Annotated in this window: 10 protein-coding genes; 6 read left to right on the top strand and 4 right to left on the bottom strand. The window is 76.0% G+C overall.

Going from position 1 to position 11,757, the window contains the following annotated elements; all coding sequences use genetic code 11:
* On the bottom strand, positions 1–787 hold a 787-nt coding region (locus tag A2U95_RS01040; protein ID WP_166020365.1), incomplete at its 3' end, for a VOC family protein.
* Between the two features lie 272 nt (positions 788–1,059).
* Here A2U95_RS01040 and A2U95_RS01035 point away from each other — a divergent pair.
* Positions 1,060–1,476, top strand: a complete 417-nt coding sequence (locus A2U95_RS01035; RefSeq protein WP_166020364.1) for an ANTAR domain-containing protein — start codon at positions 1,060–1,062, stop codon at positions 1,474–1,476.
* Positions 1,477–1,607: 131 nt separating this feature from the next.
* Here A2U95_RS01035 and A2U95_RS01030 read toward each other — a convergent pair whose 3' ends face one another.
* On the bottom strand, positions 1,608–2,429 hold the full coding sequence (locus A2U95_RS01030; protein WP_166020363.1) for a SigB/SigF/SigG family RNA polymerase sigma factor: 822 nt from the start codon (positions 2,427–2,429) through the stop codon (positions 1,608–1,610).
* A 221-nt stretch (positions 2,430–2,650) separates the two neighbouring features.
* Positions 2,651–3,586, bottom strand: coding sequence for a hydroxymethylbilane synthase (hemC, locus tag A2U95_RS01025; protein WP_166020362.1), 936 nt, complete (start codon positions 3,584–3,586; stop codon positions 2,651–2,653).
* Positions 3,587–4,518: 932 nt separating this feature from the next.
* On the opposite strand from hemC, the gene A2U95_RS01020 reads away from it, so the two are divergent.
* A complete protein-coding gene (locus A2U95_RS01020; protein ID WP_166020361.1) occupies positions 4,519–5,523 on the top strand; it encodes an alpha/beta hydrolase in 1,005 nt (334 codons plus the stop codon).
* Here A2U95_RS01020 and A2U95_RS01015 read toward each other — a convergent pair.
* A complete protein-coding gene (locus A2U95_RS01015) occupies positions 5,426–6,016 on the bottom strand; it encodes a helix-turn-helix domain-containing protein (protein ID WP_166020360.1) in 591 nt (196 codons plus the stop codon). The genes A2U95_RS01020 and A2U95_RS01015 overlap by 98 nt on opposite strands.
* Positions 6,017–6,064: 48 nt before the next feature.
* On the opposite strand from A2U95_RS01015, the gene A2U95_RS01010 reads away from it, so the two are divergent.
* The 4 genes from A2U95_RS01010 to A2U95_RS00995 all read left to right on the top strand — a co-directional run bounded on the left by A2U95_RS01010 (position 6,065) and on the right by A2U95_RS00995 (position 11,745).
* Positions 6,065–6,949, top strand: coding sequence for a class I SAM-dependent methyltransferase (locus A2U95_RS01010; protein WP_166020359.1), 885 nt, complete (start codon positions 6,065–6,067; stop codon positions 6,947–6,949).
* Between the two features lie 37 nt (positions 6,950–6,986).
* Positions 6,987–7,958: an NAD(P)/FAD-dependent oxidoreductase gene (locus tag A2U95_RS01005; protein ID WP_166020358.1), complete on the top strand. Its 972-nt coding sequence runs from the start codon at positions 6,987–6,989 to the stop codon at positions 7,956–7,958.
* Between the two features lie 165 nt (positions 7,959–8,123).
* Positions 8,124–8,954 carry a class A beta-lactamase gene (gene bla / locus A2U95_RS01000; RefSeq protein ID WP_166020357.1) on the top strand — a complete coding sequence of 277 codons (831 nt, stop codon included), beginning with the start codon at positions 8,124–8,126 and terminating at the stop codon, positions 8,952–8,954.
* 88 nt (positions 8,955–9,042) lie between these two features.
* Positions 9,043–11,745, top strand: a complete 2,703-nt coding sequence (locus A2U95_RS00995) for a SpoIIE family protein phosphatase (RefSeq protein WP_166020356.1) — start codon at positions 9,043–9,045, stop codon at positions 11,743–11,745.
* Positions 11,746–11,757 lie beyond the last annotated feature (12 nt).

The raw sequence follows: 11,757 nt of genomic DNA, 5'->3' as shown, positions 1-11,757 counted from the left end.
AGACGGTGAACAGGGCGCCCTCCGCGTCGCGCAGCACCGCCTCCCGGTCCGTGGAACGGAGCACCGAGCCCCCGTGCGCCTGGGCGGCGCGGACACAGCCGAGGACGTCCCGGACCGCGAAGTGGACCTGCCAGTGCGGCCGGATCGTCGGGTCGGGCGCGGCTCCCAGGGCGCCGGACTCGATCCGGGCCACCTCCTCGCCGTTGCTGACCACGACCACCTCCGCGCCGTCGTACTGGACCTCGCAGCCCCCGGGCCGGCCGGAGGCCCAGTCGAGGACCTCGCCGTAGAAGATCGCGGAGTCGAAGGCGTCCCGGGTGTGCAGGCGGATGAGGACCGGCGAGGCCCGCCGCCAGGCCTCCCAGGCGCCGAAGACCTCGCCCTCCCAGATGCCGAAGGTGGCGCCGTCCCGGTCGGCGAGCAGGGCGGCGCGGCCGGGCGGCAGCGAGAGCGGGCCGACGGCCAGGGTGCCGCCGCGCTCCTGGACCCGGGCGGCCGTCTCGTCGGCGCTCTCCACCGCGAAGTACGCCGTCCAGCTGACCGCCATCCGCCACATGCCCGCGACGGCGGCGACGCCGGCGACCGGCACGCCGTCGACCTGAGCCACCCGGAAGGGGTCGCCCAGCCTGATGGAACGCCACTCCCACCCCAGGACGGCGCTGTAGAACTTCTGCGTCGCGACGAGATCGCGGCTGGTCAGGCTCACCCAGCCGGGAGCGCCGGAGATGTGGCGGGTGGAGCGTGGCCTTCCGGCGCGGACGTCAGGGGGCGTGCTGTCGTCGTTCATGGCGGTCATGGCAGTCCCACGTCGAGTAAGGGCGCCCTGGGCGAGGGGCCGGCGCGCACGGTCCGGCACCAGTGTCCGGCCGGACCTCGTGCCGGTGCCTGTCGAGTACCCGGACCGTTCGGCCGAAACGGTGGCCACCGGGATCCCCGCCGGGTGACGCGGTCCCCGGGCGGCGCCGGAGGCCCCCCGGTGGCAGGCGGCGGGACGAATGGCGACGATGTAGATGAGCCCGAGGATCCCGCGGGAGCCTACGACGGACGCCGGAGGTCACTATGCGCACGGAGGGCCGTCCGGGTGACAGTGAGCGGGACGGGGCGCGGGCGGTCCCCCCGCCGGCGACCGCCCCCGGGGCGGAGACCGACCGCGTCTTCGCCCTCGAGGTCGAGGTCGCCCAGCTCAAGGAGGCGGTCACCTCCCACGCGGTGGTGGACCAGGCGATCGGCAGCGTGGTCGTACTCGGACGGGTGACACCGGACCAGGGCTGGACGATCCTCAAGGAGGTCTCCCAGCACACCAACGTCAAGCTCCGCCAGGTCGCCGAGATGATCCTGCTCTGGGCCCGCACCGGCGATCTTCCCGAGGAGATACGGGCCGCCCTCGAGGTGGCGCTGCGCCGCCACGCCCCCTCCGGCCGTCCCGCCGCCCGGCCGCGTTTCAACGGCGCCGGGCCCGGTCACTCCGGTCACTGAGCTCGCTTTCGAACGGCTCCCGGGACGGTTCGGCAGTGAGCCCGTCCCAGCCGCCCGGCCACCAGGCCGGGCGACTGCCGTACGCGGGCACGCCCCCCGGCCGGCAGCCGGAGGCGTACCCAGGGCGGTCCTCACCGCTCCTCCTCCCCGGACGTGTCCAGCTCCGCCCGCAGCCGGTCGAAGCAGCCGCTGAGCAGCCGCGACACGTGCATCTGGGAGATGCCCAGCTGCTGGGCGATCCGGCTCTGCGTCATCCCGCGGAAGAACCTCAGGTAGAGGATGACCCGGTCCCGTTCGGACAGCGCCTCCAGGCAGGGCCGCACCGCCACCCGGTCCACCACCAGGTCGTAGCCGGTCTCCACGGTCCCCAGCGCGTCCTCGAGCGCGTATCCCTCGGTGCCGGGCAGCTCCGCCTCCAGCGACAGGGCGTGGAAGCACTCCAGCGCCTCCATTCCGGTGCGCACCTCGTCCTCGGTCAGCCCGGTGTACGCGGCGATCTCGGCGATGGCGGGCGCACGGCCCTGGATGGTCTGGGACAGCTCCTTCGCGGCCCGCCGGACCCGGTTGCGCAGGTCCTGGACCCGCCGGGGCACGTGCAGCGTCCACAGGTGGTCGCGGAAGTGCCGTTTGATCTCGCCGGTGACGGTGGGCACCGCGTACGACTCGAAGGCGCAGCCGCGGGCCGGGTCGTAGTGGTCGACGGCCTTGACCAGGCCGAGCGCCGCCACCTGGTAGAGGTCCTCCAGGGCCTCGCCGCGCCCCCGGAAGTTGACGGCGATCCGCTCGGCCATGGGAAGCCAGGCACGGACCAGGTCGTCGCGCAGGGCCCGGCGCTCGGGGCCCTCCGGGAGGGACGCCAGGCGGGCGAAGTCCGCCGCGGTGTCCGGGGCGTCGTCGTGTGGATGGCCGCGGGAGCGGGTGGTCCGGGTGCGAGTGGTGCTGGTGGCCGGCATACGGGCACCTCCCTCGGCTGGGCCGGCAGGGCGGTCACCGCGGGAGAGGCGCGCTCACGGACAGTTCCGGGACGCCGGGGGGTCCTGCGGACCCGCTTTCCCGCGGCCGTGCCTCCTGTCCGAAGCACTGGAGGAGGAATTCCCTCTAACGGAGGAACCCAAACAAACCGGACATAAAACTTCCAGTGGCTCCGAGGGGCGGGCGCGGGAAGCGGCCGTCGTCAGTGGTCGATCGAGTCGATCAGTTCCCGGGCGCCCTGGCGGAGCAGGGTGACGGCGACCGAGGTGCCCAGCGTCGCCGGGTCCAGCGGGCCGGCCCACTCGTGCGCGTTCAGCCGCGTCTTGCCGTCCGGGGTGAAGACGCAGGCCCGCAGCGAGAGCTCACCGGTGCGGTCGACCCGGGCGAAGCCGGCGATCGGGCTGTTGCAGTGGCCCTGCAGGACGTGCAGGAACATCCGCTCGGCGGCCGCCTCGCGGTGGGTGTCCGGGTCTCCGAGCGGGGCGACCGCCTCGATCAGCCCGGTGTCCTCCTCACGGCACTGCAGGGCCAGGATTCCCGCGCCGATGGGGGGCATCATCGTCTCGGTGGAGAGCACCTCGCCGATCACGTCGGTCCGGCCGATCCGCTCCAGTCCCGACAGCGCCAGCACCAGCGCGTCCGCCTCGCCGGCCGCCAGCTTCTCCAGCCGCCGGTTGGCGTTGCCGCGCATCGGCACGCAGGTCAGGTGCGGGTGCGAGGCGGCCAGCTGGGCCACCCGGCGCACCGAGGAGGTGCCGATTCGGGTGCCGGGCGGGAGCTCGTCGAGGGTGAGCCCGCCGGGGTGGACCAGCGCGTCGCGCACGTCGTCCCGCCGCAGGAAGGCGGCGAAGACCGTGCCCGCGGGCAGCGGGCGGTCGGCGGGCACGTCCTTCACGCAGTGGACCGCCAGGTCCGCCTCGCCGGCCAGCAGGGCGGCGTCCACCTCCTTGGTGAACGCGCCCTTGCCCTCCACCCGGGACAGCTCGCCCATCCACTTGTCGCCGGTGGTCTTCACCGGGACGACCTCGGTGCGCGTCGACGGGTGGTGCCGGGCCAGCTCGGCGCGGACCCGCTCGACCTGGGCGAGGGCCATGGGGGAGTCGCGGGAGACGATGCGGACGATCTCGGGAGCCGGCATGAGGCCACGATAGCCGTCGGCGAGCGCCCCGTGGACCCCATGGACGCCCGCGGCGCGCGGGCGTCCATGGGCGTCCGTGGCGCGCGGGCGTCCATGGGCGTCCGTGGGCGTGGCGGGCGTCCGGGGCGGGCCGCGCCCGCCGGCGCGTCCCGCGTCGTCCGCCACGCCCATCGCGCCTCACGCGCCGGAGGGGACTCCGCGGTGTCCGGGAGGCCTGCCGCGGACTCCTCCGGGCCGAGGTCCGGCCGGAGCCGGAGCCGGGAGGTCCGGGGTGGCCCCCCGCGCGGCCGGGTGCTGGAGCGCACCCCGCCGACCGGTCACGGCGCCACCCGGCGGGCCGCGGCCGTCCCGGGACCGGAGGGGACGGGCGGGTGCCGGTCGCGACGGCGGCCGGCGGACGGGCCGGACGGCCCGCCGCCCCGCCTCCGCGGCACGGGCCCCCGGAGCGGCGTGCGTCTGCCGCGCCGCCCCCTCGTGGCGCGGCGTGCGCCCCCGCCGGGAGACCTCAGCCGTCGGCGCGGGCCGGCCCGATCAGCGCCTCGGAGCCGAGCGGGGCGAACCCGGCGGCCAGGAGGCGCGCGGCGACCGGGCGTCGCCGGGTGCCCGACGCCGGCCGAGAGGCCGGGCGGCCGGAACAGGCCGGGCGCCACACCTTCACCGGCCCGGTGGAGGACCACCTCCCCGCCGTCGGGCACCGGTCTTCGGCCCAGGCCCTCCGCGGAGAACCGGCGGCTCGCGTCCGGATCCCGCACGCCCGGCGTCACCGGGCCCGGCCGCCGCCGTGGAGCCATGACTTCACGCCGACCGCCGGTGCCGGCGGCAGGGCGGGTGGGCGCGCGGCGCGCCGGGGTACCCGGTTCGGGCCGGTGGTCGGGCCGGCGGCCGACGGGCGGACGGTGGCCGACGGGCGGACGGTGGCGGAAGGCGGCAGGATGTTCGCGGGCTTCACCGAGACCACGATCGACACCGGCGAGGCGTCGGTCTTCCTCCGCCACGGCGGCGCGGGCCCACCGGTGCTCCTCCTGCACGGGCATCCGCGCACCTCGGCCACCTGGCACCGGGTGGCGCCCCTCCTCGTCGAGCGGGGCTTCACCGTCGTCTGCCCCGACCTGCGGGGTTACGGCCGCTCCCGGGGGCCGGATCCCACCCCCGACCACGGCGCCCACTCCAAGCGGGCCATGGCCGGTGATCTCCTGACCGCCATGCGGGAGCTGGGACACCGGCGGTTCCAGCTGGCCGGGCACGACCGCGGGGCGCTCGTCGCGCTGCGGCTCGCCCTGGACCACCCGGAGGCGGTCGCGCGGGTGGCGCTGATGGACTGCCTGCCCGTCTGCGAGCACCTCGCCCGCGCCGGGGCGGAGTTCGCCACCCGCTGGTGGCACTGGTTCTTCTTCGCCCAGCCGGAGATCCCCGAACGCGTCATCACCGCCGACCCCGACAGCTGGTACCGGGGCGATCCGCAGGCCATGGGACCGGAGAACCACGCCGAGCGGCGGGCGGCGGTGCGCCGCCCGGAGGTCGTCCGCGCCATGCTGGAGGACTACCGCGCCGGGCTCACCGTCGACCGGGCCCACGAGGAGGCCGACCGGGAGGCCGGCCGGCGGGTGCGCTGCCCCGCGCTGGTGCTGTGGTCGCTGCGCGACGATCTCGAGGAGCTCCACGGCGATCCGCTGGAGATCTGGCGTGACTGGGCGGACGACCTCCGCGGTCACGGGATCGACTCGGGCCACCACGTCGCGGAGGAGGCGCCCGAGGCGCTGGCGGCCGCCCTCGGCGGCTTCTTCGACACGGGCGCGGAGGACGGTGCGGAGCGGCCCGGCCCGGGCGCCCCGCGGCGGGTCACGGCTGGGCGCCCTCGCCCCCCGCGTGCAGGTGCGCCCGCTCCCCGTTGTGGTCCAGGACCGTCAGGAGCTCCACCGGACCCTCGTGCGCCCTGATGGCGTGCGGCGTCATGGTCGAGAACTCGGCCGCGTCGCCCGCCTGGACCAGCACCGTCCGGTCGCCCAGGTGCAGGCGGGCCGTGCCGGAGAGCACCGTGAACCACTCGTGGCCGGGATGCACCTTGAGGCTCTCCGGGGTGAACGGGAGCGCCGGGGTGATACGCAGCTTGGCCACCGTCACTCCGTGCACCGAGGCCTCCCGGGAGAGCAGCCAGACGGTCGTTCCGGGGGTGTGCGACGGCTGCGGGCGGATCACCACGTCCTCGTCGTGCGGTGACTCGACGAGCTGGTCGAGCGTGGTGTCCAGGGCCCGGGCGATCGGGACCAGCTGGTCCAGCGAGATCCGGCGGTGACCGGTCTCGATCCGGCTCAGACTGGACGGGCTGAGGTGGGCGCGGGCCGCAAGGGCGTCGAGGGACCAGCCGCGGGCGTGCCGCAGGCTCCGGATCCGCTGCCTGATCAGACCGTCCAGGTCGAATTCTTGCGTCATGCGCAAGAGTGTATGCCTCTCGGGCAGGATTCGCCTTACGGTGGGGGCATGACACGCCACCACACACACGGCCACGGCCACCCCCATGCTCACCCGCGATCCCCCGCCCGGCACGGCGGGCACCACGACCACGGCGGCGACGCCGCGCACGCCGGACTGCTGGAGCTGGAGGCCCGCACCTTCGCGCCCGCCCTGGAGGAAGCGCTCGCCCGCGCGGTCACCCGGCTCGGCCCCGCCGATCCCCGGCACGCCGCCGACCTGGGGTCCGGTCCCGGCGTCGGGACCCTGGCACTGGCCCGCCGCCTCCCCGCCGCGCGGGTCACCGCCGTCGACCGCTCGCCGGTGATGCTCGAACGGGTCCTGGCCGCCGCCCGTGACGCGGGCCTGGCCGAACGGGTGCGGGTCGCCGAGGCCGACCTCGACGCCGGGCTGCCCGACCTCGGACCGCTCGACGTCGTCTGGGCCTCCTCCTCGCTGCACCACGTCGCCGACCCCGCCGCCCTGCTCGGCCGGCTGCACGGGGCCGTCGCACCGGGCGGCCTGCTGATCGTCGTCGAGTCGGACGGGATGCCGCGGTTCCTCCCCGAGGACGCCGGAGCGGGGCGCCCCGGCCTGGAGGAGCGCTGCCGGGCGGTGACGGCCGCGGCCGGATGGAACGCCCACCCCGACTGGCGGGACGACCTGGAACGGGCCGGCTTCGGACCCGTGGACCGCTGGACCGTCACCGCGGAAGGCGCTCCGGGGGAGGAGGCGGCCCACTACGCCCACCTGGTCCTCGGCAGGATCCGCGGTGCGCTGGAGGACCAGCTGGACCCGGAGGACCTGGCCGCCCTGGACCGGATCCTCACCCCCGGCGACCCCGCCTTCGTCGGGCGCCGCCGCGACCTCGTCCCCCGATCCGTCCGCACCGTGTGGGCCGCGCGCCGGGCCTGACGCCGCCCGGCACCGCCCCTGTCCCGAGGAGGACCTCATGAGCACCACCACCGACGGCACCGCCACCGACGGCACCGCCGCCGACGTCCTGATCGTCGGCGGAGGCCCCGCCGGACTGAGCGCGGCCGTCGCCCTGTCCCGGTCCCTGCGCCGCGTGGTCGTGGTCGACGCCGGGCACCCCCGGAACGCGCCCGCCGACGGCGCCCACAACGTGCTGGGCAGGGAGGGCGTCCCGCCCCTCGAACTGCTGGCGGCCGGCCGCCGTGAGGCCGAGGGGTACGGGGCGCGGATCCTGGACGACCGTGCCGTCACGGCCCGCCGCTCGGGCGACGGCTTCCGGGTGACCCTGGCCGCGGGCGGCACGGTCCGCGCGCGGCGCCTGCTGCTGGCGACCGGGCTCACCGACGAGCTCCCCGGCCTGCCGGGCGTGCGCGAACACTGGGGGAGCGGCGTGCTGCACTGCCCGTACTGCCACGGCTGGGAGGTCCGCGGCCGCCGGATCGCCGTGCTCGGCACCGGACCGCACGCCACCCACCAGGCCCAGATGTTCCGGCAGCTCAGCGACGACGTGACGCTCCTGCGGCACACCATGCCGGCCCCCGACGAGGAGACGCTCGCACAGCTCTCCGCGCGCGGCATCGCGATCGTGGACGGCCCGGCGGCCCGGCTGCTCGACGACGAGGAGGGCGCCCTGCGGGCCGTACTCCTCCAGGACGGCAGGGAACTCCCGGCCGACGCCGTGGTGGTGGGCCCCCGCTTCGCGGCCCGCACCGATCTGTACGAACAGCTCGGCGGCAGCCCCACGGACCACCCGCTCGGGTCGCACGTCGCCGCCGACGCCCAGGGGCGCACGGAGATCGACGGCGTCTGGGCGGCGGGCAACACCGCCGACCTGGCGGCCATGGTGACCGTCGCCTCCGCGGCGGGACTCATGGCGGGAGCCGCCCTCAACGCCGACCTGATCGCCGAGGAGACCGCCGCCGCGGTCCGCGCCGCGCGCGAGGGCTGAGGCGGCCGGCCGCGCCCGGGAAGCCGTGGAACCGGAGCCCGCGGCGACGGCGTCGACCATGGGGACGGAGATCACCGAGGAACGGAGAGAGCCATCTCAGGGACACAGCGGTTCACCGCCTCCCGACGCACCTTCCTGACGGCCGGCGCCGCCACCGCCGCGACCATGCTGGCCACCGGGCCGGCGGCCGCCGGCGGAGCCCCGGACGACGCCGTCGCACGACTGCGCGAGCTGGAGCGGCGGCACGGCGCCCGGGTGGGCGTCCACGCGTGGAACACGGTCACCGGGACGACCGTGCGGCACCGTGCCGACGAGCGGTTCCCCATCCTGTCGGTCTTCAAGACGCTGGCGGCGGCCGCCGTGCTGCGCGACCGCGACCGCGACGGCGAGTTCCTCGACCGGCGGATCCGCTACACCGAGGCCCAACTGGTCGAGAACTCCGACGTCTGCGAGGCCAACCTGGCCACCGGGATGACCGTCCGGGAACTGTGCGCGGCGGCCGTCCAGTGGAGCGACAACACGGCCGGCAACCTGCTGCTGCGGCAGATCGGCGGCCCCCACGGCATCACCCGTTTCGCCCGCTCGCTGGGCGACCCGGTGACCCGGCTCGACCGGTGGGAGACGGAGCTCAACTCCGGCGAGCCCTGGCGCGAGACCGACACCACCTCCCCGGGGGCCATCGCCGCGACCTACGCACGCCTGGTGCTCGGCGGCGCGCTGGAGCGGCCCGACCGCGAACTGCTCACCTCCTGGCTGCTGGGCAACCGGACCGGGAGGACGCGGCTGCGGGCCGGACTGCCGCCGGAGTGGACCATCGCCGACAAGACGGGCGCCGCGTCCACCTACGGCTCGCTCAACGACGTCGGCGTGGTGTGGACCGAGGACGGAACGCCACTGGTGATGGCCGTCCTGACCACCAAGCCCGAGCGGGACGCGCCCCGCCAGGACGTCCTGCTGGAGGACGTGGCGCGGATCCTCGCGGACACCCTGCGCTGACCGGCCGGGACGCGCCGGGCCCCGCCCGGGTCCCCCGTACGGCGGAGGTCCCGCGCGTCGGGCCCCGGGCGGCGGCAGACTGGTCCGCATGGACAGTCCGCCGCCGCCCGGAGCGCCGCCGTCCCGGCGGTTCGACGGGCGGCGGCCGGACAGCGTTCCCGCCGCCCGCCGGTTCGTGGTGTCCGTCCTGGAGCGGGCGTCCGTCCCGGAGGAGACCCTCGAGACCGCCCGGCTGCTGGTCAGCGAGCTGGCCGGCAACAGCTTCCTGCACGCCCGCACCGAGACCGAGGTGACGGTCCACGTCGACCGGGCGCGGGTCCGCGTGGAGGTCGCCGACCGAAGACCCGACCGCATGCCGCTGCCCCGTGAGTGTCCTCCCAACGCGGGCACCGGCCGGGGCCTCGGCGTGGTCGCCGAACTCGCGGACCGGCACGGCGTCGACCGGGAGGGCGGGCAGAAGAAGGTCTGGTTCGAACTGCTGCGGGAGAAGGGGGGCGCGGAGGCTCCCTCCCGCTGGGGCCCGCCCCGCCCGCTCACCGGCCGGGACACCGCTCCCGTCGTGCTGATCGACCTGCCCGGGGCGCTGCACGTCACCTCCCAGCAGCACCGGCACGCCGTCCTGCGCGAACTTGTCCTCGCCGGAGCCGTCGGCGACCGGCTGGGCGTCGACCCGGAGGACCTGCTCGCCGCCCACGACACCAACAACCTGCTCAGCGCCGCCGCACTCGCCGCGCTCGACGACCGGCCGGGCGCCGCCGGGGTCCGCACCGTCACCCTCGCCCTCCCCGCGGACGCCGGACCCGCCGTCCGGCTGCTGCGCCGGGTGCTGGAGACCGCCGAGGAGGCCGGCCGCGAAGAACTGCTGCTCACCCGGCCCGGACTCCCGCAGAGCCAGGCCCTGCAGGACTGGTTCCTCGACCAGATCACCGGACAGCTCGACGGCGCCCTGCCGACCGCCTGGACGGTGGTGCCACGCGATCCCTCCGACAGCCCGCTCGACCTGATGCCCTGGGACGAGGAGGAGGTCCGCACCAGCCGCCTGCCCACCGTCGTCGTCGACGACGACAACCGGATCGTCGCCGTCAACGCCCCCGCCGCCGATCTCCTCGGCTGGGAGACCGACGACCTCGTCGGCCGTCCGCTGACCGACCTGATCCCGGACCACCTGAGGCACCGCCACCGGGCCGCGTTCAGCTCGCTGCTGCTGACCGGGCGGCCCCGCATCCTGGGGAGGGCCGTACCCCTTCCCGCGCTCCACCGGGACGGTCACCTGGTGCCCGTCCGGCTCCTGATCCAGGCCCAGGAGACGTCCGACGGCCACACCGTGTTCATCGGCCAGATGCTGCCCCGCAGCACCGCCCTCGGGCCGGAGCCCCGCCCCTCCCACCGCAGGCCGGTCGTCCGGCCGACGGGCCTGCCCGAACCACCGCCCCCGCCGCACCGGCTCGCCGAGGAGGAGCCGCCCGGCCTCCCGGAGTTCGCGCGCCGCCCCGTGGCGGCCGCGGCGGCCACGACCGCCACGGGGCGGCTCAGCCTGCTCGCCGACGTCGGCCGCGAACTCGCGGACGCCTCCGACCTGGGCCCGGGCCTGCACGCCGTCTCCGCACACCTGGTGAGGCGCCTGGCCGACTGGTGCGTCATCGACCTCCTCGACGGCGACACCGTGGAACGCGTCGGCGTCATGCACCGGGACGGGGGCAGGATCGCGTCCGGCGGGCTCGAGGGCCGTCTCCCGTCCGTCTCGGAGCGCGCACGCGGTCCCCTCGCCCGCGCCCTGCGCGGCGCCGGCCCGCTGCTGCTCGACGGACGGATCCCGTCACGCCCCGGGGAGTGCGGCCTGGACTCCGGCTACCGGTCGCTCTTCGAACGGTTCGGCGCCTCCAGCGCGGTCGTCGCCCCGCTGCGCGCCCGCCGGGAGATCTTCGGCGCCCTCACCCTCGCCCGTGAGGATCCCGCGCGGCCCTTCGTCGAGGACGACCTCGCCTTCGTCGACGACCTCGTGCGCTCCGTCGCCCTCGCCGTCGAGAACCACCGCCTCTACGAGGGAACCCGGTACGTCGCCGAACGGCTCCAGCGCGACCTGCTGCCGGTCCTGCCGCGGGTGCCCGGGCTGGAGATCGCCGCGAGTTACGCCACGTCCTCCGTCACCACCCAGATCGGCGGCGACTGGTACGACTGCTTCCGCCTTCCCGACGGGGACACCGCCCTGATCATCGGTGACATCGCCGGCCACGACCTCGAGGCGGCGATCGCCATGAGCCAGCTGCGCAGCATGCTCCGCGGCATCGCCCTCGACCGGCAGGAACCCGCCGAGGAGGTGCTCGGCCGCCTCGACGCGGCCGACCGGAGCCTGCGGTCGGCCGCCACCGCCACCTGCGTGTACGGCCGGATGAGGGAACTCCCGCCGGGGGAGTGGGAGTTCCACTTCTCCTCCGCCGGACACCTGCCGCCCCTCCTGGTGGACCCCGGCCGGGGGGCGGGCCTGCTCGAGGGCGGCACCGGGCTGATGCTCGGCACCGGCCACGACCTGCCCCGCGAAGGCGCCTCGGTGCGGGTGCCCCCCGGGGCGACGCTGCTGCTCTTCACCGACGGCCTGGTCGAGCGACGGGGCGAGGACCTCGACGACTCCCTGCGGCGACTGTGCGACCAGGCCGTCGCCCTGGCCCACGAACCGCTCGGCACCCTCTGCGACGAACTGCTGATCCGCCTGGGCGCCGACGCGACCGACGACGTCGCCCTGCTGGCCGTGCGGCCGGGCCGGACGGACGACGCGGGCCGGCCGGGCGGTTGAGCGGGCCCAGGG

This window comes from Streptomyces chilikensis (assembly GCF_001642695.1).
Lineage (GTDB): Bacteria > Actinomycetota > Actinomycetes > Streptomycetales > Streptomycetaceae > Streptomyces > Streptomyces chilikensis.
The sequence above is the reverse complement of the archived record's forward strand: the minus strand, read 5'-3'. Positions and strand labels throughout refer to the sequence as shown.